At 68.7% G+C, this 24968-nt stretch carries 17 protein-coding genes; 11 read left to right on the top strand and 6 right to left on the bottom strand.

Annotated elements, in window-relative coordinates; genetic code table 11:
- The first annotated feature begins 9 nt into the window (after positions 1-9).
- Positions 10-996, top strand: a complete 987-nt coding sequence (locus tag ON22_RS20060) for an alpha/beta hydrolase (protein WP_033243210.1) — start codon at positions 10-12, stop codon at positions 994-996.
- 6 nt (positions 997-1002) lie between these two features.
- Here ON22_RS20060 and ON22_RS20055 read toward each other — a convergent pair whose 3' ends face one another.
- Positions 1003-1764: a chymotrypsin family serine protease gene (locus tag ON22_RS20055; protein WP_156052249.1), complete on the bottom strand. Its 762-nt coding sequence runs from the start codon at positions 1762-1764 to the stop codon at positions 1003-1005.
- A 477-nt stretch (positions 1765-2241) separates the two neighbouring features.
- Between ON22_RS20055 and ON22_RS20050 the strand changes: the two genes are divergently transcribed.
- The 4 genes from ON22_RS20050 to narI are packed head-to-tail and all read left to right on the top strand — an operon-like array spanning position 2242 to position 9137.
- The gene (locus ON22_RS20050) at positions 2242-5946 is read left to right on the top strand and encodes a nitrate reductase subunit alpha (protein ID WP_051157866.1); all 3705 of its coding nucleotides are present in this window, start codon (positions 2242-2244) and stop codon (positions 5944-5946) included.
- Between the two features lie 57 nt (positions 5947-6003).
- Positions 6004-7632: a nitrate reductase subunit beta gene (narH, locus tag ON22_RS20045; RefSeq protein ID WP_051157865.1), complete on the top strand. Its 1629-nt coding sequence runs from the start codon at positions 6004-6006 to the stop codon at positions 7630-7632.
- A 31-nt stretch (positions 7633-7663) separates the two neighbouring features.
- Entirely contained in the window at positions 7664-8344 is a 681-nt protein-coding gene (narJ, locus tag ON22_RS20040; protein ID WP_033243207.1) for a nitrate reductase molybdenum cofactor assembly chaperone, read from the top strand.
- A 52-nt stretch (positions 8345-8396) separates the two neighbouring features.
- Positions 8397-9137 carry a respiratory nitrate reductase subunit gamma gene (gene narI / locus ON22_RS20035; protein WP_033243206.1) on the top strand — a complete coding sequence of 247 codons (741 nt, stop codon included), beginning with the start codon at positions 8397-8399 and terminating at the stop codon, positions 9135-9137.
- Between the two features lie 5 nt (positions 9138-9142).
- On the opposite strand, the gene ON22_RS20030 is transcribed toward narI, so the two are convergent.
- Complete coding sequence (locus tag ON22_RS20030) at positions 9143-9868, bottom strand: MerR family transcriptional regulator (protein ID WP_033243205.1); 726 nt, start codon at positions 9866-9868, stop codon at positions 9143-9145.
- Between the two features lie 269 nt (positions 9869-10137).
- Here ON22_RS20030 and ON22_RS20025 point away from each other — a divergent pair, with 269 nt between their 5' ends.
- Complete coding sequence (locus ON22_RS20025) at positions 10138-10323, top strand: hypothetical protein (protein ID WP_033243204.1); 186 nt, start codon at positions 10138-10140, stop codon at positions 10321-10323.
- Positions 10323-10613 carry a ribbon-helix-helix domain-containing protein gene (locus tag ON22_RS20020; protein ID WP_033243203.1) on the top strand — a complete coding sequence of 97 codons (291 nt, stop codon included), beginning with the start codon at positions 10323-10325 and terminating at the stop codon, positions 10611-10613. Before ON22_RS20025 ends, ON22_RS20020 begins: the two co-directional genes overlap by 1 nt.
- 25 nt (positions 10614-10638) lie before the next feature.
- On the opposite strand, the gene ON22_RS37600 is transcribed toward ON22_RS20020, so the two are convergent.
- The 3 genes from ON22_RS37600 to ON22_RS20005 are packed head-to-tail and all read right to left on the bottom strand — an operon-like array spanning position 10639 to position 13830.
- Positions 10639-12690, bottom strand: coding sequence for an NTP transferase domain-containing protein (locus ON22_RS37600; protein ID WP_231508381.1), 2052 nt, complete (start codon positions 12688-12690; stop codon positions 10639-10641).
- 59 nt (positions 12691-12749) lie between these two features.
- Positions 12750-13046, bottom strand: coding sequence for an MGMT family protein (locus tag ON22_RS20010; protein WP_033243201.1), 297 nt, complete (start codon positions 13044-13046; stop codon positions 12750-12752).
- A 7-nt stretch (positions 13047-13053) separates the two neighbouring features.
- Positions 13054-13830 (bottom strand): alpha/beta fold hydrolase, encoded by a 777-nt coding sequence (locus ON22_RS20005; RefSeq protein ID WP_033243200.1) that lies wholly within the window; start codon positions 13828-13830, stop codon positions 13054-13056.
- 237 nt (positions 13831-14067) lie between these two features.
- Here ON22_RS20005 and ON22_RS35815 point away from each other — a divergent pair, with 237 nt between their 5' ends.
- Positions 14068-18774, top strand: coding sequence for a PD-(D/E)XK nuclease family protein (locus ON22_RS35815; protein ID WP_231508379.1), 4707 nt, complete (start codon positions 14068-14070; stop codon positions 18772-18774).
- Positions 18771-22166 (top strand): ATP-dependent helicase, encoded by a 3396-nt coding sequence (locus tag ON22_RS19990; protein ID WP_051157861.1) that lies wholly within the window; start codon positions 18771-18773, stop codon positions 22164-22166. Before ON22_RS35815 ends, ON22_RS19990 begins: the two co-directional genes overlap by 4 nt.
- Before the next feature lie 13 nt (positions 22167-22179).
- On the opposite strand, the gene ON22_RS19985 is transcribed toward ON22_RS19990, so the two are convergent.
- Positions 22180-22596: a DoxX family protein gene (locus ON22_RS19985; RefSeq protein ID WP_033243199.1), complete on the bottom strand. Its 417-nt coding sequence runs from the start codon at positions 22594-22596 to the stop codon at positions 22180-22182.
- Between the two features lie 140 nt (positions 22597-22736).
- Between ON22_RS19985 and ON22_RS19980 the strand changes: the two genes are divergently transcribed.
- Together ON22_RS19980 and nudC are read left to right on the top strand one after the other, a co-directional pair.
- On the top strand, positions 22737-23813 hold the full coding sequence (locus tag ON22_RS19980) for a potassium channel family protein (protein WP_051157860.1): 1077 nt from the start codon (positions 22737-22739) through the stop codon (positions 23811-23813).
- Positions 23814-23853: 40 nt separating this feature from the next.
- A complete protein-coding gene (gene nudC, locus ON22_RS19975) occupies positions 23854-24807 on the top strand; it encodes an NAD(+) diphosphatase (RefSeq protein ID WP_033243198.1) in 954 nt (317 codons plus the stop codon).
- Positions 24808-24968: the final 161 nt, after the last annotated feature.

The raw sequence follows: 24968 nt of genomic DNA, 5'->3' as shown, positions 1-24968 counted from the left end.
AACCACGGCATGTACCGGCTGCCGCGTTGCCTGGTGTACCTGTTCACGCTGTCTTTCGCGCTGGTGGCGACGGGAATCGCGGCGGGCCCGGCCGCCGCGGAGGGGCCCGCCCGGATCGTGGATGTACGTCCGCTCGGCGGCCGGCAGTTCGAGGTGGTGGTACATTCCGCCGCGATGGACAAACCCGTCACGCTGTGGCTTTCGCATCCGGGAACGGGCGCGCCCGCGCTGTATCTGCTCAACGCCGTCGACGGCGGCGAGGACGGCGGCCCGTGGATGCGGCGCACCGACGTGGCCGAGTTCTTCGCGGGTAAACCGGTCAACGTGATCGTGCCCATGGGCGGCCGGGCCAGCTACTACACCGACTGGCTCGCCGACGACCCGGTCCTGGGCCGCAACAAATGGGAAACCTTCCTCACCCGCGAACTGCCGCCGCTGCTCGACGCCCGCTTCGGGATGACCGGCCGCAATGCGGTGGCCGGGCTGTCGATGTCGGCGACCTCGGCATTGAATCTGGCCGTCCACGCACCCGGCCTCTACCAGGCGGTCGGCGCGTACAGCGGCTGCCCCCGCACCAGCGACCCGGCGGCGCGCGCCATCGTGTACTCGCAGCTGGCGCTGTTCGGGGCGAACGCCACCAATATGTGGGGCGGCCCGGGCCATCCCGCGTGGCTGGAACACGACCCGATGCTGCACCTGGACCGGTTGCGGGGCACGGCGCTCTACATCTCCTCCGGTAACGGGGCCCCGGGCCCGCATGAGGTACTGAATTCCCGCGGTATCGACGGCGACCCGCTCCGGCTGGCCGACCGGGTGCTGGTCGGCGGCACGATGGAATCCATCGTCAACAACTGCACCGGCCCACTGGCGGCCGCGCTGGCCGCCAGGCAGATCCCGGCGACCGTGCACTTCCATCCGGGCACGCACGCCTGGGCTTATTGGCAGGACGATCTGCACCGGTCCTGGCCGGTTTTCGCGGGCGCGCTGGGTGTCTGAACCGGGTCAGACGCGGTACCAGACGAACGGATTGTCGCGGGTGGGGCCGTACTTGTCGATCTGATCGAAAAGCCATTCGGCGGGCTCCACCACCGCGCTGTGGCCCGCATCCTCATCGAAGGCCACCAGGAGGCCGACGAAGGCGGCGTGCCCGTCGGAGGTCTGCCGGTAGACCACCGCGCCGGAATCGCCGCCCTCCGCGCCCAGGGTGTTGGTCGTGTAGAGGTAGCGGTCCGTGATTTCGGTGATCGTTCCGCAGCTCCAGCCGGTGGTCGCACCGAGTTTGCAGACCTGCTGGTTCATCTGCGGCTTCAGGTCCACCGACGACAGGCCGAAGCTGCCCATACTGGCCGCGACCCCGACACCGTCGTACAGCCGGATCAGCGCGAATCCGAAGGTCAGGCCCTCGTCTGGCCGGTGGAATTCGTACCAGCCGATCGGATTGCTGTTCTTATCGGTGACAACTCCGTTGCGGTAGCAGTGTCCCGCGGTGACCGCGTACCGTGCCGTGCCGATCGTGCCCGTGAGCCCCACCGTGCAGCGGCTGATCTCGACCTTGCCGTCCACGATCTCGCTACGCCTGACCTCCATACCGGGGTACACGGTCACCCCGGGGGCGGCGGCCGACGGGGCCGCAGCGGCCCGGCCGGGGACGGAGACCGTGCCGACGACTGCCGTCGTACCGACGGCCAGCATTATCGCCGCGACAGCGGCCAGGAGGCGAGCAGTAGTTCTCCGCCCCCGCAACACCGGCACAGGCCTGACCATGGTGCACCTCGAAGTTGATCGGGCGACCGCCGGCGGCAGTCGGATCGGGCAGCAATCGTAGGCGCACCGCGCCCGGATACGAAGCCGGTGGCTTCCCGCTGTGTAGAAGGTCCCTGCCCCAGGGGCGGCTGTTCCGGCCCGATGTGACCCGCCGCAATATGTAAACAAATGTAAACCACTGGAGAAGCGGCCATTTCCGAAATTTCACCGGCCCGGCCGTTGGATGCCGCAGAAACGTCCGATCTTTCGCCTCGCGGCCCGTTTCCCCTGGTGGTCATTCCGGGCCCTAGTATCACCCGGACCCGTGCGGTCACCACCACATTGCGGCGCCCTCACAGCTCACCGACCTGCGATTTTCGTTGTGAGAAAGCCGTTTGGCCAGGTCGGGCGGCGTCCTTACAGTCGAGGCGTCAGCCCGATTTCACCGCGTGCAGAAAAGGGGGCGTCGTGGTTGCTTCACGTACTCCGGGTTCACCTATCGCTTCGAAAATCGCGGCCGGGGAACCGGGCGCGGGCGACGCGCTCCTGCGGCTGGGCAAATATTTCCAGCGCGGTGAGGTCTCGGCCGATCACCGCACCGTGCACAAGGTCGGCGGGCGCGACGCCGATGAGTTCTATCGTGACCGCTGGTCGCACGACAAGGTGGTGCGCTCCACCCACGGAGTGAACTGCACGGGCTCGTGTTCCTGGAAGATCTACGTGAAAGACGGTGTGATCACCTGGGAATCGCAGCAGACCGACTATCCGTCGGTGGGGTCGGACAAACCCGAATACGAGCCCCGCGGCTGTCCGCGCGGCGCGTCCTTTTCCTGGTACACCTATTCCCCGGCGCGGGTCCGGTACCCGTACGTACGTTCCACGCTGCTGGAGATGTACCGGGAAGCCAAGCAGCGATTGAAGGATCCGGTACTCGCGTGGGGCGATATCGTCGCCGATCCCGAACGGTCCCGGCAGTACAAGGCCGCGCGGGGTAAGGGCGGATTCGTCCGCGCCGAATGGTGGGAGGCCGCCGAGATCGCGGCCGCCGCGCATGTGCACACCATCAAGGAGTTCGGCCCCGACCGGGTCGCGGGATTCTCACCGATCCCGGCGATGTCCATGGTCAGCCATGCCGTCGGCGCCCGGTTCATCTCCCTGCTGGGCGGGTCGATGCTGTCGTTCTACGACTGGTACGCCGATCTGCCCGTCGCCTCGCCGCAGGTGTTCGGCGATCAGACCGATGTGCCGGAATCCGCGGACTGGTTCGACGCCGGGTACCTCATCATGTGGGGCTCGAACGTCCCGGTGACCCGCACCCCGGACGCCCACTACATGACCGAAGCGCGCTACCGCGGTCAGAAAGTTGTGGTGGTGTCGCCGGATTACGCCGACAACACCAAATTCGCCGATGAATGGGTCGCCGCCCGGCCGGGAACCGATGCCGCGCTGGCCATGGCGATGGGGCATGTGGTGCTGCGGGAGTTCTTCGTCGACCGCAGTACGCCGCGTTTCCTGGACTATGTCCGCAAATACACCGATCTGCCGTTCCTGATCACCGTGGACGAGGGCGCGGACGGGGTCGCGGTGCCGGGCAAATTCCTCACCGCCGCCGATCTCGGCAACACCGACGAGGGCGCCGAGTTCCGGACTGTTGTGCTGGACTCGGACGGGACTGCGGTGGTGCCGAACGGATCGCTGGGGGATCGGTTCGGTGAGAACGGAACCGGCCGATGGAATCTGGACCTCGACGGTGTCGAACCGCTCCTGACGCTGTACGGCCGCACCGACGATGCCGCGGCCGTACAGTTCCCCCGGTTCGACAGCGATATCCCCGGCGTCCTGACGCGCGGTGTGCCGACGAAAGTCGTTGCCGGTAAACGGGTCACGACGGTGTTCGATCTGCTGCTCGCCCAGTACGGCGTGGGCCGCCCGGGCCTCCCCGGAACCTGGTCCACCGGCTACGACGACGCCACCGAGCCGTACACCCCGGCCTGGCAGGAGGCCATCACCGGCGTCCCGGCCGTGCAGGCCCGGCGGATCGCCCGCGAGTTCGCCGATAACGCCGACCGTTCCGGCGGCCGGTCGATGATCCTGATGGGTGCTGGTACCAACCACTGGTTCCATTCCGATCAGATCTACCGGTCCTTCTTCACCTTGACCCTGCTCACCGGCTGTCAGGGCGTCAACGGTGGTGGGTGGGCGCATTATGTGGGTCAGGAGAAATGCCGCCCGGTGACCGGCTGGTCCACCCTGGCCTTCGGCCTGGACTGGCAGCGTCCGCCGCGGCAGATGCAGGGCACGGTGTTCTGGTATCTGACCAATGACCAGTGGCGCTACGATCCGTTCACCGCCGAAACCTTTGCCTCCCCCCTCGGCAAAGGAACGTTCGCCGGCCGCACAGCCGCGGACAATATCGCCCTGGCCACCCGTCTGGGCTGGATGCCCTCCTATCCGACCTTCGACCGCAACCCCCTCGACCTCGCCGACGAGGCCGAGGCGGCCGGACGCACCGCAGCCGAGCACGTGGTCGACGGTCTCAAATCCGGCGATCTGCGTTTCGCCTGCGAAGACCCGGACGCTCCGGAGAACTTCCCGCGGGTGCTCACGGTCTGGCGGGCCAATCTGCTGGGTTCCTCCGGTAAAGGCAACGAATACTTCCACCGGCATCTGCTCGGCGCGGATTCGAATCTGCAGACCACCGATACCGCCGGGGTCCGCCCCGAGGAACTGGTCTGGCGCGACGAGGCCGCCACCGGGAAACTCGACCTGCTGCTCTCTCTCGACTTCCGGATGACCAGCACCACGCTGTTCTCCGATATCGTGCTCCCGGCCGCCACCTGGTACGAGAAACACGATCTGTCCTCGACGGATATGCATCCGTTCGTGCACGCCTTCACCCCGGCCATCTCGCCGCCGTGGGAGGCGAAAACCGATTTCGAGGCGTTCCACCGGATCGCCCGCGGTTTCTCCTGGCTGGCCGAGAAACATCTCGGGGTGCGCAAAGATATCGTCGCGGTGCCGCTGCAGCACGATTCGCCGGATGCCATGGCACAGGCCGGGGGCAAGGTACTGGACTGGAAGGCCGGGGAATGCGAACCGATTCCCGGTAAGACCATGCCGAAAATCGTGGTGGTCGAACGCGACTATTCGAAGATCGCCGAGAAGATGGCCGCGCTCGGGCCGCTGATCGACACCCTCGGCGTCACCACAAAGGGGATCACCACCCACCCCGATGCCGAGGTCGAATACCTCGCGGGAATGAACGGCACGGTGGTATCCGGGGTAGCGCAGGGGCGGCCGTCGCTGGCCAAGGACAGCCATGCCGCCGAGGCGATCCTGGCGCTGTCCGGTACCACCAACGGCCGGCTCGCGGTGGAAGGTTTCCAGGCGCTCGAACGGCGCACCGGTACCGAACTGGCCGATCTGGCCGCCGAACACGAGGGCAAACGGATCACCTTCGCCGATACCCAGGCGCGCCCGGTACCGGTGATCACCTCACCGGAATGGTCGGGCTCGGAAACCGGTGGCCGCCGGTATTCGCCGTTCACCATCAACACCGAACGGCTCAAACCGTGGCACACCCTCACCGGGCGCCAGCATTTCTACCTCGACCACGACTGGATGATCGAACTCGGCGAACAGTTGCCCACCTTCCGGCCGCCGCTGGATATGACGGCGTTGTTCGCCGAACCCGGGGTCGGCGAGGTGAGCGAACGCGGTATCACCGTGCGTTATCTGACCCCGCACTCCAAATGGTCCATCCACTCTGCCTACCAGGACAACCTGCATATGCTCACGCTGTCGCGTGGCGGGCAGACCATCTGGATGTCGGATAAGGACGCGGCGAAAATCGGTGTCGCCGACAACGACTGGATCGAGGCGATCAACCGCAACGGTGTGGTGGTGGCCCGCGCCATCGTCTCGCACCGGATGCCCGAGGGCACCGTGTTCATGTACCACGCGCAGGACCGTGCGGTGGACGTCCCGCGGATCGAGGGAATCGCGGAGCCGGGCGAAACCTTCAAAGGCAAGGGTAAACGCGGCGGTATCCACAATGCCCTCACCCGGATCATGATCAAACCCACGCATCTGATCGGCGGTTACGCCCAGCAGTCGTTCGCGCTGAACTACCACGGACCCACCGGTAACCAGCGCGACGAGGTCACCACCATCCGCCGCCGCAGCCAGGAAGTCAGGTACTGATATGGCGCAACCGGCTCATTCGCAAATTCCCGGAGAGGCGGTCCAGCTATGCGTGTGATGGCGCAGATGGCCATGGTCATGAATCTGGACAAATGTATCGGATGCCACACCTGCTCGGTCACCTGCAAACAGGCCTGGACCAACCGTGGCGGCACCGAATACGTCTGGTTCAACAATGTGGAAACCCGGCCCGGCCAGGGGTACCCGCGGCAATATCAGGACCAGGAGAAGTGGAAGGGCGGCTGGACTCTCGACAAACGGGGCAGGCTGACGCTCAAATCGGGGTCGCGGTTCAAGCGGCTGCTGAATATCTTCGCCAACCCCGACCTGCCGACCATCGAAGACTATTACGAGCCCTGGAGCTACGAATACGACAACCTGCTGTCCTCCCCGGCCATCGACACCACACCGGTTGCCCGGCCGAAATCGCTGATCACCGGCGAGGATACGAAGGTCACCTGGGGCGCGAACTGGGACGACGATCTCGGCTCCGGGCCGGAACAGGTCGGTAAGGATCCGCTGCTGTCCCGGGTCTCCGAGAAGGTGAAGCTCGAATTCGAAGAGACCTTCATGTTCTACCTGCCGCGTATCTGCGAACACTGCCTGAATCCGTCGTGCGCGGCATCGTGTCCGTCCGGCGCGATCTACAAACGTTCCGAGGACGGCATCGTCCTGGTGGACCAGGACAAATGCCGTGGCTGGCGGCAATGCATGACCGCCTGCCCGTACAAGAAGATCTACTTCAACCACAAAACCGGCAAAGCCGAGAAATGCACCTTCTGCTATCCGCGAGTGGAGGTCGGTATTCCGACCGTATGCTCGGAAACCTGCGTCGGCCGGCTGCGCTATATCGGCGTTATGCTCTACGACGCCGACGCGGTGCTCGAGGCGGCCTCGGTCACCGAGGACAAGGATCTGTATCCGAGCCAGCTCGGGGTCTTCCTCAACCCGCACGATCCACGGGTCGTCGCCGAAGCCGAACGAGCCGGCATCTCGCCGGAATGGATTCAGGCCGCGCAGGATTCCCCGGTCTACAAACTCATCGTCGACTATCAGATCGCGCTACCGCTGCATCCGGAATACCGCACCATGCCGATGGTCTGGTACGTCCCGCCGCTCTCGCCGGTAGTGGATGTGCTGACCGACACCGGGCACGACGGCGAGGACCACGCCAACCTGTTCGGCGCTATCGACGCCCTCCGCATCCCCGTGGAATACCTGGCCGAACTGTTCACCGCGGGCGATGTCGGCCCGGTGCGCGCGGCGTTGCAGCGGCTCGCCGGGATGCGCGCGTTCATGCGGTCCATCAACCTCGGGCAGGAACCCGATCCGGCCATCGCGCCCTCGGTCCGGCTGGAACCGGAAGAGATCGAAGCCATGTACCGGCTGCTGGCCATCGCGAAATACGAGCACCGCTACGTGATCCCGACCGGCGCGGGCGCACAGGCACACGAACTGGACTCGCTCGCCACCGGCTGCAGCCTGGACAACGACGGGGGTCCGGGAATGACCGCCTTCGACCAGATGGTGGAGAAGTTCCAGCTCACCGATGCGAATGATGCCGCACCGGAAGAGAAATCGGGCCGGATCAACCTGCTCGACTGGGACGGGAAGAGCACCGACGGATTGATCCCCGTCAGCACGAACGGTGCAGGTGCTGCCGAACCTTCGGAGGTCGGCCGGTGACCTACACGATGACATGTGAGCGGAGTGCTCGATGGCGCTCCTGAAACTACGCCGCCGGCCCGAACCCACGGTCGCGATGAGCGAACGGGACCGCCGGCTCGTCTGGCGGACCACCGCCCTGCTGCTCGACTATCCCGCCACCGCCACGATCACCATGCTCGACCAGGTGATCGCGGCCGTCGGCGAGCTACCGGAACCGGTGCGCACCCACCTCGCGGAGTTCTGCGACCACCTGCGCACCACCCCGCAGCTCGACCTGGCCGCACACTACGTCGAAACCTTCGATATGCGCCGCCGTGCCAGCCTGCACCTCACCTTCTACGCCTACGGTGACACCCGCAAACGCGGTATGGCGCTGCTGCGGTTCAAATACGCCTACCGGCAGGCCGGGGTCGAACTCGACGACACCGAACTCCCCGATCACCTGCCGGTGCTGCTCGAATTCGCCGCCACCGTGGACCCCGTGGGCGGCGAACGTCTTCTCGGCGAACACGTCCCGGTGATAGAGCTGCTGCGGCTGTCGTTATCCGATGCCGGGTCGCCCTATGCCGGGGTACTGGCCGCCGTTCTGGCGACCCTCGCCCCGCCCACCACCGCGGACCGGCGCAAGATCGCCGAACTCGCCGCGCAGGGTCCGCCCGAGGAAGAGGTCGGACTCGACCCCTTCGCCATCGACCCGACGATGCCGGACCGATCGGAAGGCCGCCGATGATGCGCTACCTCCGCCTGCGCGGACCGCATGATTTTGCTCCGAGGAGGGCCCGGTGACCACTTTCCTGTGGATGACCCTGCCGTACGTGGCTTTCACATCGTTCGTGCTCGGTCATATCTGGCGCTACCGCAACGACCAGTTCGGCTGGACCACCCGCTCCTCGCAGATCTACGAATCCCGCCTGCTGCGTATGGGCAGCCCGCTGTTCCATTTCGGCATGCTGGGTGTGTTCTTCGGCCATGTGATCGGAGTACTCATCCCGGAATCGTGGACGGCTGCCATCGGGATCAGCGACCATATGTATCACCTGTTCTCGGTATCGGCCGGCAGCGTTGCGGGTCTCGCGGTGATCACCGGTATCGGAATCCTGATGTACCGTCGCCTGACCGTGCCCGCGGTTCGCAAGGCCACCACGACCAACGACAAGTTCATGTACTTCCTGCTGGCCGGAGCATTGATCACCGGGCTGCTCAACACCATGGGCAGCAACCTGTTGTGGGGCACCTACAACTACCGCGAAACGGTCTCCCCCTGGTTCCGCAGCCTTTTCACCTCGAGCCCTCAACCGGAACTGATGGTCGGCACCCCGTGGACATTCCAAGCCCACGGCCTGTTCGTCCTGGCCTTGGTCGCCGTGTGGCCATACACCCGCCTCGTCCACATGTTCTCCGCCCCCGTCGGCTACCTGGTCCGCCCCTACGTCGTGTACCGCAGCAAGGAGATCGCCGGCCCCGACAAACGGCGCTACTCCCGCGCCTGGGAAGCCCCGGTCACCCCCGAACGCTGGCGCTGACCCGATCAGTCCTGCTCAGAGGCCGTGAGTATGCGGTTCACCCTGAGGAGGACGTCGAATTGGGCCTCGTTGTAGAGATCTTTGAGGGCCAGCGCGAGAGCTTGGGCCGCGCGTTGGGGGCCGACCGGTGAATCGTGGACCGTGGTGATGTCCGGGTAGGTGGTGTGTAATTTCCGGGCATACGGTGCGACCTGTTCGGCAACTTTCTCCCGGGTCTGTTCGTCGGCGTCGGCGGGGAGATTGTCGAAGTCGGTCATGGCGGGATCGGCGGCGTCGCCGGTGGTGAGCATTTCGCGCAGCGAACCCAGGGCGGTCGGGCCGAGGACCCGGTTCAGGATGACGGTGTACGAGCGATCGGCCTCGGTGAATTCCGCGGTGGTCGGCGTCAGGTCGGGTGGGAGGTCGGTGTGGGTGCCCTGGTGGAGGATGAGGGCAAGTTCCATGCGGATGCGTTGCAGGCGCTCGATGGTCGCGGCCAGTTCGGCGTCCAGCGTGTGCAGCGATTCGCGCGGATAGTCGTCCTCACCCATATCAGCGATCCGGGACAGGGGGATACCGAGGTCGGCCAGGCGTTTGATGCGCAGCACCCGTAGCAGGTGCGCGACGCCGTAGCGCTTGTAGCCGTTGCTGCCGCGTTCGGGCTGTTCGAGGAGACCGACATCGTGATAGTGCCGTACCGTCCGCACGCTGGTGCCGGCGAGTTCGGCGAGTTCACGAGTACTCCAGGACATGATCGGCTCCTCGGATCGGATCTGCCGGCGTTTGCTCGCCGACCTGTACTACAGGGTGAACCCTGCCGTAACGGCATAGTCAAGGGTGTGCAGCGTTCATGGTTTAGGAGCTGGTCGGCGCGCAGGTAAGTGTATTACACTTAATTCATGCGATTCAGAGTGCTCTCTGCAGCTCGGCGGCATGGAATCACCGATGCCGAGATTCGCGCCGTTGTCTCTTATCCGGTACTTCGGGCCGAATCGCGGCTCGCCGCGCCGGGGCCGACCTTGTGCTGTTCATCGGCCGCTATGACAACAACGAACCCCTGATAGAAACGATTGCCGACGTGTCCGACCCGGCCGAGATGGTCGTGTTTCACGCGATGATGCTGCGTCCGAAACAAGTGCAAATGCTGGGCCTCGAGTCGTATATCGACCCATTGGACCTGGCACCGCAACGGGAGGAACGGAAGTGATGAGCCGCAAGAAACTGACCGACGAAGACTACGAGGACATGGCTCGCGACTACGCGGAGTACCCGGTGGCCGCCGATGAGGTCGTGGGCGAGATCGAATACCGGGATCCGGTCGTGCTCGATCGCGGACGACCGGTCGGTGATGCGGCCAAGGGGGGAAACACGCCGGTGACCTCCGTCCGGTTTCCCACCGAGATACGGGAACGTCTCGCGGCACGTGCCGAGGCCGACGGGGTAAAAGCTGCCGAGGTCATACGCCGTGCCGTGGTCGAGTACCTGAACGCGTCGTAGCGGTCGCCCTGCTGCCCCGACGGTGCTATCGGGGGGCCGGGATGAACTCGACCAGGGTTCCGTCGTGGGCATCAGTGGGGACGATCACCACGCCGTCGCGGTCTACTAGCCCGCCGAGATGGGCGGTTCGGATGGTCGGGTCGCCGATCCAGCCGCCATCGGTCGCGCTGCGGGCGGGGACGATGCGGGTTACTGGTCCGGCGATTTCGGTGGCGTTGTGCAGCGGACCGATCAGCGGCCGGGGTGGGTGGGCGCCGGTGCGGCCCGCGACGATAGCGGGGGTCAGGGTGAGCAGGGTGGCGACTGCGGCGAACGGGTTGCCGGGAAGTCCGAGAACTGTTGTGATCGAGGGGAGTTCGGCTGCCACGGTGGAACCGCCGGGGCGTAGCGCGAGGCGGGGGACCAGGATTCGGGCTCGGGCGCGGTCGAGGGCGCCGCGGAGTTGGTCGGCGGCGCCACCGCCGGTCGCGCCGACTACGACGAGGAGATCGCAATCGGTGGCAGTCGCCAAAACTTGATCGAAACCGTGGGAGGTGTCGCGAAGATGTACCTGGTCGAGGGTGTGTACTCCCTGCGCGGCGAGTAGTGCGGGCAGGATCGGCCCGATGGAATCCCGGGTCTGACCGGCTTGTAGCGGGCCGGTACTGCGGATTTCGTCGCCGGTCATGACGACGCGGGCGCGGACCGGTCCGCGGACGGTTGCGGTGGTGACCTCGACCGCGGCGGCCGCGGAAACCAGCGCGGCGGTGACGACGGAACCGGCCGGTGCGATGACATCACCGGGCGTGCGGTCCTCGCCGCGCCGGCGGATATCGGAACGCTCCGGAGTATCGGGAAGCCGGTGCAGCCGGCCGTCGTACCGGGCGAACTCGTCGCGCAGGACACGGGTGGTGCCCTCGGGAACTTGGGCGCCGGTGGCGATCCGGACTGCTTCACCGGGGTGTAAACCGTCCGGCCGTTGCCCACCGGCGAAACCGATATCGGCGCGCAGCTCCCACGGGCCGTCACCACGGACCGCGTAGCCGTCCATCGCCGAAACATCGAACCGCGGCAGGGCGCCGAGCGCGCCGAGCGGAGCGGCCAGCGCTGCGCCTCGGGCAGCGGACAACTCGTAGCGGTGTTCGGGAAGCCGGGACAGGCTCTCGCACAGGGCTTCGCGGGCCTGGTCCAGCGGCAGCGGCGAGCCGCCAGCGGGTCCCCGGACACCAGCAGCGGGGTGCTGGGTTCCGGGGACCGGCTGTGCGGTCGTTGTGGGAATCGGTGTACCGATACCTCTCGCCGCTGGGGCACCGGGAGTGGCCGGCCCGGCGTCACCGGCAGCGGGCGCTGGAGGAATGCCGACTGTTCCGGAGCTACCGCTGTGCCCGGCCCCGCCGCGATCGTCGTCGGGTGTCTCGGCGGTGCCCGTCCGGGATGTCGCGTGGTCGCCGGAACCGTCTGCCGTACCGTCGGCGGCGCTGTGGGGCCCGCCGTGGCCGGCGTGCCACGCCGGGACCCGGTTCGTACCGAGCGCTGCGCGGGCGGCATCGATCTCGCCCGGTGTATCGCAATCGTCGACCCCGGCCAGCGTCACCATTTTCGTGTGTCGGGGTACGAGTGCCTTCATCGGCTGATTGACCACGGTGTCGAGTTCGCGCAGGCGGGCGGCCAGGGCCTCGTACCGCCACACGCCGATCAGGTATTGCGGCCGGCCGTTGCCGTCGGCCGCGAACACAGCGTCGAAATCCGCAGACTGCTGCAGTAATTCGCCGATCACTGCGGGGGTCAGGAACGGCATATCCGCGGCGAGGACGACCACATGGGCGGTGACCTCGGTACCGAGCGCGGCCACACCGGCCGCGATGGCCGCCACCGGGCCGGAACCGGGTTCGGGTTCGCGGGTTTGCAGGATCGATGCGGCGAGTTCCGGTCGCGGTGGGCCGACGACCACCGTGCGACCCGGTCCCGCGGCGGCCAGCGCGGTTTCCAGCATCGACCGCCCGCCCACCACGAGCCCCGGTTTGTCGACGCCACCCATACGACTGGCCCGGCCCCCGGCAAGCACGATCACGTCCGGGGCGGGCGCGGAATTCGGCATACCGCTCATGCTATGCGCCGTCTGGGACGATATCCCGGCTCGGTGACCACTTCACCGGCTCAGCCGAACCGGTGCCGCGCGGTCCGGAGGTCGACCCGGCCGTCGGAGACGGGTACGCCCTCGGCCGCGAGCAGTCGCAGCTGCCGTTCGGCCAGATGAGCGGCGGGTTTCCCGGAGGCGCCGAGAACCCGGTGCCAGGGCAGGTCGCCGGAGTCGGTGCGCATGATCCAGCCCACCGTGCGCGGCGTCGACAAACCCACCGCGGCGGCGATATCGCCGTAGGTGGCGACCCGGCCCGGCGGTATCGAGGCGACCAATTCCCGGACGTGTTCGACTTGTGCGTCACTGGTGACCATCGCGGAACTACAGAGCCGCGCGGATCAACGCCGCGGTCCGCTCGGGCAGGATCTGCGCGACCATATGTTCGCAGTCCCACTCCTCGATCGTGAGGTTCGCGCCCAGCCGCTCGGTGAGCACCGCCTGCACCGGCTCGGCGAGGAAAGGCGGGTCCACTTTTGTGGCGCGTACCAGGACTGTCGGCATATCGGGTGGCGGTAGCGCCGGTTCGCGGGCCAGCTGACTCCAGTACGCGATCAGCGCCGGCAGGCTCACCCGCCACCCGACCCGTCCGTCGCGTGCCGGGACGAGATGGTCGTCGAGTTCGGCCTGCAGTAGTGCCGGGTCGGCCGCGTCCCAGCCGGTGGCGAGTTTGTCCATCCGGGCTTCCTCGGCGTCGGTGTAATCGGGCGAGTCGAGGGTGGCCAGGGCGATCTCGTGCAGCCAGGCGGGATCGAGCGCGACCGCCGGATCGAGCAGCACCAGACCACGGACCAGATCGGGCCGTAGTTCGGCAAGCCGCAGCGCGCACGCGCCCCCGAAGGAATGCGCAACGACCAGCACCGGTTCCTCGGATTCCGCGGTGAGCAACGCCACCAGATCCGCCACGATCGTCTCGAGATCCCAGGGCGGCAGCGCGGTGGAATGCCCGTGTCCACGCAGGTCGGGTGCGATGACTCGGATATCGGGTAGCAACCGGGTGGCCAGGTCGGCCCAGCGCCTGCCGTGGCCGGTGAGACCGTGCAGGGCCAGCAGCGGCGGGCCGGTGACCGGGCCGAATCGGTGAACATGCAGTGTGGACACGATGACATTCTTATCGCCGTACGGCCGACCCGCAGCGCCCGCGGGTGCGACGGGGTATCGGCGGTGTCGGCCCCGTCTGTTGCAATAGCGGTTGTGGTGCGTTCGGATAGGCCGGTGCGGCTGGTGCGCCGGAGGACATCGGCTCCCCGGGCTCGGACCTGGGGCGCCGGTATTCGCGCGCTCTTCGCCCCCGCCCCGGCAACCCTTGCGCAATCCGGTTCCGGCCGTTTGTGGCGTGTGCTCGGCGGGCCAGGAACAGGGAAATCGGCGCTGCTGGTGGATGTGGCGGCCGCGCGGATCGCCGGCGGTGCCGATCCGGAGTCGGTGCTGCTGCTCACCCACTCGAAACAGGCCGCGGCTGCCGCCCGGGATGCGCTCACGGAGCGGTTGGCGCACTGGGATACCTGCGCCCCCGTGTTCGACAACGGTACGGACGGATACGGCGTCGCCGACCTCGCGCTGTTCCCGCTCGCCGAACCGGCACCCGACGACGGGCTCTTCCCGGACGGCAGCTCGCCGACCGCCGCCGGGACCGATCAGACCCCCACCTCGACGGCGGCCGGCGATTCGGCCACCGTCGCCGGGCCCGGTGGCCCGTCCACACCCGCTGGGGCCGGTCATTCGCCCACCGCCGCCGGAACCGATCACCCGCTCGCCACCGGCGCGTCCGCTGCCGAGGCCGATCACCTGGCCGGCAAGGCGGGCGATCTATCCCTACCGGGTACAGCTTCCGGACTGCCGATCTCCGGAGCAACCCGCGAACCGCTGGCCCGCACGATCCACTCCTACGCTTTCGGGATCCTGCGCCGCCAGGCCGCGCGGCACGGAAACCCGCCGCCGCGGCTGCTCACCGGCGCCGAACAGGACGCCGTCCTGCGTGAAATGCTGCGCGGCGACCTCACCGATATCGCCGCCGGCGCCCGTGACCTGTGGCCGCGGCGACTACAACCCGCCCTGAGCCTGGACGGTTTCGCCGACGAACTCCGCGACCTCATGCTGCGCGCCACCGAACGCGGGCTCGGCCCGGAGGACCTGATGGAGCTGGGCCGGCAGCAGGACCGGCCGGATTGGGTGGCGGCCGGCCGGTTCGCGCTGCGCTACGAACAGGCGATGCTGTTGCGCTGGTCGGTCGGGGTGGCCGCGCCGGAGGCCTCGGCGCCGGCATTGAACGCGGCGGAGTTGGTGGGCGCTGCGCTCGATGCGCTGGCCGGCGATGCCGACCTGCTCGCCGCCGAACGCGCCCGGCTGCGCTGCCTGTTGGTCGACGACGCGCAGCACCTGGACCCGCAGGCCGCGCTGCTGGTGCGGATCCTCGCCGAAGGCGCCGGAACCACCGTGATCGCCGGTGACCCCGACCAGGCCGTCTTCACCTTCCGCGGTGCCGACGCCCGGTCCCTGACCGACCTCGAGGTTCCGGCGGCGCGGCGGATCGTCCTGCACACCAACCACCGTTCGGGCCCGGCCATCCACACCGCGACCGCGCGTATCGCGTCGCGCCTACCGGGCAGCGCCGCACATCGCACGACTTTCGCCGACCTGGGTCCCGCGGAACGCGGCGAACCGGAAGCGGGGGATACCGCACCCGCCGCGCAGGTCAGGGTCCGGGTGCTGGGCAGCCCGGCCAAAGAAGCCTCGCTCATCGCGGACCAATTGCGCCGCGCCCACCTCACCGACGGGGTCCCGTGGTCGGAGATGGCGGTGATCGTGCGATCGGTCCCGCTGCTGCTACCACCCTTGCGCCGGGCGCTGCTGGCGGCCGGGGTCCCGGTCCGGCAGCCGGCGATCGATACCCCGCTGGCCCGCCGCCGCGGGGCCGCCTGGATGCTGCTTTCGCTGCGCGCCGTGCTCGCCGGGGAAGCCGCCCGCCGGGGTACGGGATCCACGGAATCTCTGTTCGGCCCGGACGACGCACTCGACCTGCTGAGCGGCCCGCTCGGCGGCGCCGATCAGATTGCCATGCGCCGCCTGCGCCGCGGAATCCGGCGCACCACCCTCGAACTCACCCGATCGGCGCCGACAAAAGGGGACGCTGCGGTCGGACCGGGCGAGTCCGGGGACGCTGCGGTCGGACCGGGCGAGTCCGGGGACGCTGCGGTCGGACCGGGCGAGTCCGGGGACGCTGCGGGCGAACCGCGCGAGTCCGGGGACGCTGCGGGCGAACCGCGCGAGTCCGGAGATGCTGCGGCCGAACCGCATGAGCCCGGAGGTGCGCTGCACGAACCGGGAACCGACCTGTCCGAGCCCGAATACGCGCTACCCGATCCCGAATACGCGCCGACCGAACCGGAATACGAGCCGCCGATCCCCGACCCGGAATCAACACAGGCACAACGCCCCGACGACTTCCCGCGCCCCGAATTCTTCCGTGACGCGGACCGTCTCGCCGACGACACGGTCCGCTACGCCGAGGACGCGGACTGGTTCGGTCTCGATGGGGACCGGTCCTACGACGACCCGTGGGACGGGCTCCCGCCGGAGCGCCCGGACGAAGACGACGAGTTCGCCCCCTCACCGGATGCTCCCGACGAAGGTACGGCACCCACGGCGGCCGGCCACCAGTTGGCGGCGGGCCGGGAACACGACGAGATCGGGCCGCAGCCGGCTTCCGCCGAAACAGACGACGGGTTCAGCTCGCCTCAGGAGCACTCGGGCGGCGATGGATTCGGATCGACATCGGCGGGCCCGGGCGGCAGCGACAACACCGCCGGCTCCCCGTCGACTGCCGACGACATGCCGCGGGCTCCGGTGGACAAGACCGGGGTCCCGGCCCGGCCCGGAGGGTCCGGCTCGAACCATGTCGGCGCGCCCGGGGACGACCTCGCCGGTCACCTCGGCCCGGATCATCGGCGGCCGACCGGCTTTCATCCGGCTGCGCAGCGTGCTGTGGGCCATCGAGACTCCATACGGAGCGCCGGCTCGGTTGCCGGTCGGCACGAGACCGTACAAGCGCATCGGTCGCCCGGCGCAGTCCCGGACCCGGCGGGGCAGTTCGTGAACGAGGAAACCGGTGCACTGCCTGCGCAAGAAACGCGGCCGGCGGATGGGGCCGGTAGCGAGGTCGGTCTCCAGGACGCCGAACGTGTGTCGGCCGGGAACAGCACCGGGGTGGCGGGTCGTCGTGCCGCACCGGGAGACGGCGACGGCGGCAGAACGGCCGTCGGCGATACCGGTACCGCCGACGGTCCCGGGCCCATTGCCGATCGCCCTTCGGTGGATATCCTGCGCGACCTGCTCCTCGGTTCGGGGGACGAGCGGATTCTCGCGGGTCTCACCGAGGTCGAGCTCGCACCGCTGAACCGGGCGTTGCGCGCGCTCGACCGCGCCCGCCGGATCCGACGCGACGGCGGCAGCCTCGAGGATGTGCTGTGGGCGCTGTGGACCGGGTCGCGGCTGGAGAAGCGCTGGCTGGCGCAGTCGGAGCGCGGTGGGGCGGCGGGGATGCAGGCCGATCGCGACCTCGACGCGGCGGTCGCGCTGTTCGATGCGGCCGCCGCCTACACCGACCGGTTACCGGGCGCGACCATCGAGGGTTTCGTGGAATACCTGACCCAGCAGCAGATCGCGCAGGATCGCGCGGCGCGGTCGCGGCAGGACGAGGCCGTCGATCTGCTGAGTGCACATGCCGCGGCCGGGCGGGAGTGGGAGGTCGTCGCGGTCGCCGGGGTCCAGGAGGGGATCTGGCCGGATCCGCGTCCCCGCGGCACCTTGTTGCACACCGAGGATTTGGTGGATCAGGTCGCCGGTATCACCGAGCGGGTGAGCCGGTCCGCGCCGATTCTGGCCGAGGAACGCCGGCTGCTGTTCCTCGCCTGCAGCCGGGCCCGGCGTTCACTGCTGGTGACGGCGGTGGAATCGGTGACCGGTGAACGCGATCTGGTGCCGTCCCGGTTCCTGGCCGAACTGGTGGGTGGCGAATCCGACGGGGAGCCGGGCGCTCTCCCGATCGCGGAGCCGGGCCGGGTGCTGGCGCTGCATGCGCTGGTAGCCGAACTGCGGGCGATCGTCTGCGATCCGGACGCCGGTGCCGAACGCCGTCACCGCGCAGCCGCGCAGCTGGCCCGGCTGGCACTGGCCGGGATACCCGGTACCGCGCCCGGCGACTGGTACGGCGTCCCCGGTCTCAGCTCCACCGAGACCCTGTGGGACGACGACGGGCCGGTCGCGCTGTCCCCGTCGACGGTCGAGCTGCTGCGCACCTGCCCGCTGCGCTGGGCGCTGGAACGGCACGGCGGTTCGGACGGGGAGAACCCGCACGCCGTGAAGGGAACCTTGGTGCACACCCTGGTGCAGGCGCTCGCGGGCCGGGTCCCGCTCGACCGGGTGCGTGCCGAACTCGCCCGGAGCTGGGCGAGTATCGATCCCGAAGCCAGCTGGCACTCCCGGCAGGAACTGCGCCGCACCGAGGCCATGCTGGACGCGTTCGTGGCCTGGGTACGCAGTACCCGCGCCGAACTGACGCAGGCCGGTGTCGAGGTGCCGGTCGATTGCGAACTGCCCGGTCGCGGCGAGGAGACGCCCGCGGTCCGGATCCGCGGCCGGATCGACCGTCTCGAACGTGACGACCGGGGCCGGTTCGTGATCGTGGATGTGAAAACGGGGAAGAACCCGGTCAGCGAGGCCGATGCCGCTCAGCACGCCCAGCTGGCGACCTACCAGGTCGCGGCGGCCGCGGGTGCGCTCGACGACACCACGGCCGACCCCGAACCCGGCGGCGCGCGGCTGGTGTATGTCGGACTTCCGGCTTCCAGCGGGGTCGCGAAGGAACGTGTCCAGCCAGCGTTCGACGCCGAAGCTCTCGAGACCTGGCGGGACACGATCCACACGGCCGCCGCGACCACCGCCGGCCCCGGCTTCCTGGCGATCCGCAACGACGGCTGCCGCCACTGCGCCGTGAAGAACAGCTGCCCGGTTCAGGACGCCGGACGTCAGGTGACCGACGAGTGAGCGCCCGGGTCACACCGGGGCAGCTGGCCGACACGCTCGGCCTACCTCCGCCGACCGCGGAACAGGCCGCGGTGATCGCCGCACCACCGGGTCCGGCGCTGGTGGTGGCGGGTGCGGGGGCGGGGAAAACCGAGACCATGGCGGCGCGGGTCGTCTGGATGGTGGCGAATCGTCTCGTCACCCCGGAGGAAGTGCTGGGCCTGACCTTCACCCGGAAGGCCGCCCAGCAGCTCACCGCCCGGATCCGGACCCGGCTGGCGCGGCTGGCCGGCTCGCGCCTGCTCCGTGATCTGGACCCCACCGGCGAGTTGCGCACCACCTTGACCGCCGCGGAACCGGAGATCAGCACGTATCACTCCTATGCCGGCCGGTTGCTTCGCGAACACGGGTTGCTGCTACCGGTGGAACCGTCGGCGGCGCTGCTCACCGAAACCCAGCTGTGGCAGGTCGCGCATCAGGTGGTACGCGGCTGGGACGGCGATCTGGAGACCGATCGCGCACCGTTGACCGTCACCGAGGCAGTTCTCGCCCTGTCCGGTCAGCTCGCCGAACATCTCGTCGAACCCGAACAGCTGTCCGAAGCGCATACCGAGCTGGAGAAACTGGTCCACACTCTGCCGCCCGGACCCCGCCAGCGGGGTGGACCGAACAAGGAGCTGCTGGCGATTCTGCGGGCGCAGCGGGAACGAGTCGCGCTGTTGCCGCTGGTCCGGCAACTACGCGAAACCCTCCATCAGCGCGGCGCACTCGACTTCGGGGCCCAGATGTCGCTGGCTGCGCGGCTCGCGGCCGAACATCGCGAGGTCGCCGATGCCGAACGGGGGCGGTTCCGGCTGGTCCTGCTCGACGAATACCAGGACACCGGTCACGCGCAGCGCATCCTGCTCTCGGCCCTGTTCGGCGCCGGGTACGCGGCCGAACGCAGTGGCCCCCGGCGCAGCGAACCGCAGGCGCCGGCGGTGACCGCGGTCGGCGATCCCATGCAGTCGATCTACGGGTGGCGTGGTGCGTCGGCGGCCAACCTGCCCAGGTTCACCACCGATTTCCCGCGCGGACCGGGCGATCCCGCGCCGGTCCTGCCGCTGCTCACCAGCTGGCGTAACCCGCCGGAGGCGCTGAACCTGGCGAATATGGTCGTCGAGCCGCTGCGTGCGGCGGCCCGTGCGAGCGGCGGGGTCACGGTGGATCCGCTGCGGGCCAAACCCGAGGCCGTACCCGGCGATCTCGCTCTCGCGTTGTGCGCCACTGTGACCGGCGAGCGCCGCTGGATCGCCGAGCGGATCGCCGCCGAATGGGCGCGCGCCCGCGATGCGCAGCGGCCACCGCCCACCTCGGCGGTGCTGATCCGCCGGAACGCCGATGCCGCCGAGCTCGCCGAACAGTTACGTGCGCAGGGGCTGCCGGTGGAGATCGTCGGTCTCGGCGGGTTGCTGGCGACGCCGGAGGTCGCCGATATCGTTGCGACCCTGCGCCTCATCGCCGACCCGGCGGCCGGCAGTGCGGCGGTGCGGATCCTCACCGGCGCCCGCTGGCGACTCGGCGTGGCCGATCTGGCCGCACTGGCCCGGCGGGCGCGGGAACTGTCGATCGGCCACGACCCCGGCGGCGAAATCACCGATGCGAGCACACTGGCCGCGGCGCTGCGCGAGGTGGCGCCGGAACCTGCCGAACGTGCCGGCCTGGCCGATGCGATCGCCGACCCCGGTCCGCCACAACGCTATTCGGCCGCCGGATATCGGCGGATCACCACGCTGGGCGCGGAACTGGCGACGCTGCGGGAACGAGCCGGGCAGCCGCTGACCGAACTGGTCGCCGATGTGGAGCGCACCATCGGGGTCGGTGTGGAGGCGCAGGCGCGGCGTGCCCTGACCGGTTCCGGTGCGGGACGTGAACATCTGGATGCCTTCGCCGAAGTCGTCGCTGGTTACGCCGCGGATACCGGGGCGAGCCTCGGTGGGTTGCTGGCGTTCCTCGCGGCCGCGGAATCGGTGGAGAACGGCCTGGAACCCGGGGAGGTGGAGGTCGCCCCGGACCGCGTCCAGGTGCTCACCGTGCACGCGGCCAAAGGCCTGGAATGGGAGGTGGTCGCGGTACCCCATGTGTGCAGGGAGGTGTTCCCGTCCACCCGCGGGGTGAACACCTGGCTGGGCGCGCTGGCCGAGCTGCCCACCTCGCTGCGTGGTGACCGCGCCACTGCCGATTCGCCGGACGGGGTGCCGGTGCTGGATCTCGCCGACTGCGCCGACCGTGCCGACCTGCAGCGTTGCCTGACCGCACACAAGAAGGCGCTACAGCGCCGCCGGCTGGACGAGGACCGCCGTCTCTTCTATGTCGCGCTGACCAGAACCGAACGTGTACTGCTGGTCTCCGCCCACCACTGGCCCGAATCCGGCGACAAGCCGAAAGGTCCCTCGGAGTTCCTGCTCGAGGTGAAGGCAGCCGCCGAGTTGCCGGACAGCGGGATGGAGATCGCGTATTGGGCGCCGGAACCGGAAGAGGGCGAAACGAACCCGCTGGCCGCGACCCCGGATACCGCGCCCTGGCCCGACGACCCGCTGGGCGCCCGGCGCACCGATATCGAGGAGGGAGCCGCTCTCGTCGACGCCGCGCTGGCCGACCTGGCGGCCGGAGCACCCGAACCGGAACCGGACGACGATCCGGACGGCTGGGCGGCCGATGTGGATGCGCTGCTCGCCGAATTCCGGTCGACGGCGGCCACGGTCACCGATGTGGAACTGCCCAGCCAGCTCCCCGCCACCGCGCTGGTCGAAATGCGCGCCGACCCGGGCAAACTCGCCGCCCGGCTGCGCCGCCCGCTGCCGTACCCGCCGAATCCACTGGCCCGCCGCGGCACCGCCTTCCACGCCTGGGTCCAGCGCTGGTTCGCTACCGACCAGCTACCCGGCCTCGACGATCTGCCCGGCTCCGCGGACGCCGGCGCAGCGGCCGATGTGGAACTGGCCCGGATGCAGGAGGCGTTCTTGTCCTCGCGCTGGTCGGCACGCCGACCGGTGGAGATCGAGGTGCCGTTCGAAACCACCATCGCCGGGATCGTGATCCGCGGCCGGATGGACGCCGTTTTCGCCGAACCGGGAGACGGCTGGACCGTCGTCGACTGGAAAACCGGCGCCGAACCCGGTCCCGCCGACGAACCAGCGGTCGCTATGCAGCTGGCCGTCTACCGCCTGGCCTGGGCGCGCCTGTTGGCGGCGCGGTCCGGCGAGGCCGAAGAGCAGGTGCTGAAACGCGTCGGCGCCGCCTTCCACTATGTGCACACCGGCCGGACCGTCTCCCCGGACCGGTTGCCCGGGCCCGAGGAACTCACCGAACTGCTCACGAACACACCGGGGGCGGAACGCGCCGGCCTTCCGGACGAGAAATCCCGGCAGTAACGCCGGTATGTATTCAGCGGCGCGGTGTCCGCCGACCCACCGCCAATGCCTGCGTGATCAACGGCACCTGCAGGGGCAGGCGCAGCATCGAGATCGCCTTGAGCGCGAACGGTGCCTTCGGGTTGCCCACCGAATCCGCGGTGAACTGGATATTGGCGGGGAACACCGCGATGAACAGCAGAGCGGCGAGCCGCCCGCCGAGCCGCCGGGTCCGCGGGATCAACAATGCGGTCCCGACACCGATTTCGGCCACTCCGGACCAATACGTATATGAGCGCGCTTTCCCCGGCAACTGTTTCGGCACAATGGAATCGAACGGTTTGGGAGCCACGAAATGCATGACCCCGGCCCCCAGGAGGATTGCGGCCAGCCGCAGCGCGGGGGTGCGGCCCGGCTCGGGGGTGGTGCCCGGAGGTGTGTCGTCTGCCATGAGCTCCACCGTAATCCGTTGATACGGGAAAAGGCGGCCCGTGGACCGCCGGGGCGCGCAGCGGGCCTCACGGTCTGTGAGCGGGTAGGCTCCCGAGCTGTGTCGGAGGGACTGAGGGTGTCGAATTCCCGGGGTAGCGGATGGTAGCCCCGGTCAGTGCCCGGTTCGCCCAGTTGGGTGGGCGCGGGCGGCTCGGCGGCGAGCGTCCGGATTTCGCACTGGTCGGGTTGCTGCGTATTCCGGAGGCACAGAGCAGTCCGTGGATTTCGCTGACCCGCCGGGTGCTGTTCGCGATCGGTTTGCTGTGCACCGCTGCGATCGTCGTCTACCTCGGCCGCGACGGTTACAACGACAATTCCGACGGTTCGGTGGACCTGCTCGACGCGTTCTATTACGCGACCGTATCGCTGTCCACCACCGGATACGGCGATATCGCACCGGTCACCGATTCAGCGCGGTTGGTGAATATCTTCGTCATCACACCGCTGCGGGTGCTGTTCCTCATCGTCCTGGTCGGCACCACCCTGGCCGTGCTCACCGAACGTTCCCGCCAGGCCTTGAAGATCCAGCGTTGGAGGCGCACCGTGCGTAATCACACCGTCGTCGTCGGGTACGGCACCAAAGGCCGCACCGCTATCGACGCCATGATCGGGGACGGGGTGCAGCCCTCCGAAATCGTTGTCGTCGACACCGACGCCGTGGCTCTCGAAGCCGCCGCCACCGCGGGCCTGGTCACCGTGCACGGGACGGCCACGCAATCCGATGTCCTGCGATTGGCGGGCGTACAGAACGCGGCTTCGGTCATCGTGGCCGCAAACCGCGACGACACCGCGGTGCTGGTCACCCTGAGCGCCCGGGAGATCACCAAGAAGGCGAAGATCGTCGCCTCGATCCGGGAATCGGAGAACACCCACCTGCTGCGCCAATCCGGCGCCGATTCGGTGGTGGTGTCCTCGGAGACCACCGGCCGGCTGCTCGGTATCGCGACCACCACACCCAGTGTCGTGGAGATGATGGAGGATCTGCTCACCCCCGAACACGGTTTCGCGGTCGCCGAACGTGAGGTCGAACCGGGTGAGGTCGGCGGATCGCCGCGCCATCTCAGCGATATCGTGCTCGGTGTGGTGCGCGACGGCGATCTGGTCCGGGTCGGCGAACCGGCTGTCGACGCCCTGGAAGCCGGGGACAAACTGCTCTATATCCGTCGCGCTCGCTGACCCGCAGACTCCGCGGTTCGCGCCGCGATAGTCTCGGGACGTGGCGGTATTCGAGCTCAACCAGATCCCTTTGTTGTCCCGTTCGGCGCTCGACCGCGCCGACCACCTGCGCGGCGACGCGCATGTGTTGAAGGAAGGCTGGGCCACCGCCCGGCTGTTACGGATCGGCCGGCGCGGTGCCGTGCGCTACGAATCCGGAGCTCTGGTCTGGGAAGCCGCTACCGAACTATCGGCCGAGCCGAGCCCGGATGCGGTGTTTCTCGGTGTCCACGAGGGCGTGCACCTGTGGGCTGTCCGTGATCGCGAACTCACCGGCGAACTACGGGACCTGCGTCAGCTCGCCGACAGCCGGATCGACGATTTCACCGCCGGAGTGCTGTCCGCCGCACTCGCGTTGATCAACTGGCATGCCGGGGCGGCGTTCCACGGCGCCGACGGAAGCCCGATGATCCCCGCCAAGGCCGGGTGGTCGCGGGTGACCGAGGACGGCCGGGAGGATTTCCCGCGCACCGACCCGGCAGTGATCTGCCTGATCCACGACGGGGGCGACCGGGTCCTGCTGGCCCGCCAGCACAGCTGGCCGGCGACGATGTTCTCCCTGCTGGCGGGGTTCGTCGAGGCCGGCGAATCGCTCGAACGCTGTGTCGAACGGGAGATGCTCGAGGAGGTCGGGCTCGCGGTCCGCGATATCCGCTATCTCGGCAGCCAACCGTGGCCGTTCCCGCGGTCGCTGATGCTCGGCTTCTGCGCGCTCGCCGATCCGGAGCAGCCGCTGGTGTTCACCGACGGTGAGATCGCCGAGGCACGCTGGTTCACCCGCGACGAGGTGCACGCGGCACTGGCGGCCGGCGGCTGGCCCGCCCGGCCGGGCGCGGGAATCGACCCCGCTCCGGAGGGGGAGCCGAAGCTGCTGCTGCCGGGCTCGGTATCCATCGCCCGCACCATCGTGGAATCGTGGGTGGCCGCCGACGGAGCAGGTACGTCCGCGAAATGAGCGGTCACCGGCCCGGCCCGGGAGCATCGTCCGGCCGCGCGGCGACCGTCACCGGTCCGGCCGGATGTTCACCGAGCGCGAAGCCGCCCCGCCGTGGCGGACCGGCCGGTTCGTCGCGCCTACTATGGAGAACATGCAGCTTCACGAAGCGCCGGCCGGTT

Source organism: Nocardia carnea NBRC 14403 (assembly GCF_000308515.1).
In the GTDB taxonomy this organism is placed as follows: domain Bacteria; phylum Actinomycetota; class Actinomycetes; order Mycobacteriales; family Mycobacteriaceae; genus Nocardia; species Nocardia carnea.
The sequence above is the reverse complement of the archived record's forward strand: the minus strand, read 5'-3'. Positions and strand labels throughout refer to the sequence as shown.

Coding starts and splice junctions, on each gene's coding strand:
- ON22_RS37600 (WP_231508381.1), bottom strand. CDS start 12,690: ATGCCGAATTCCGCGCCCGCCCCGGACGTGATCGTGCTTGCCGGGGGC.
- ON22_RS20030 (WP_033243205.1), bottom strand. CDS start 9,868: ATGTCCTGGAGTACTCGTGAACTCGCCGAACTCGCCGGCACCAGCGTG.
- ON22_RS20020 (WP_033243203.1), top strand. CDS start 10,323: ATGAGCCGCAAGAAACTGACCGACGAAGACTACGAGGACATGGCTCGC.
- ON22_RS20010 (WP_033243201.1), bottom strand. CDS start 13,046: ATGGTCACCAGTGACGCACAAGTCGAACACGTCCGGGAATTGGTCGCC.
- ON22_RS19985 (WP_033243199.1), bottom strand. CDS start 22,596: ATGGCAGACGACACACCTCCGGGCACCACCCCCGAGCCGGGCCGCACC.
- ON22_RS19980 (WP_051157860.1), top strand. CDS start 22,737: ATGGTAGCCCCGGTCAGTGCCCGGTTCGCCCAGTTGGGTGGGCGCGGG.
- ON22_RS20055 (WP_156052249.1), bottom strand. CDS start 1,764: ATGGTCAGGCCTGTGCCGGTGTTGCGGGGGCGGAGAACTACTGCTCGC.
- narH (WP_051157865.1), top strand. CDS start 6,004: ATGGCGCAGATGGCCATGGTCATGAATCTGGACAAATGTATCGGATGC.
- narJ (WP_033243207.1), top strand. CDS start 7,664: ATGGCGCTCCTGAAACTACGCCGCCGGCCCGAACCCACGGTCGCGATG.
- ON22_RS20060 (WP_033243210.1), top strand. CDS start 10: ATGTACCGGCTGCCGCGTTGCCTGGTGTACCTGTTCACGCTGTCTTTC.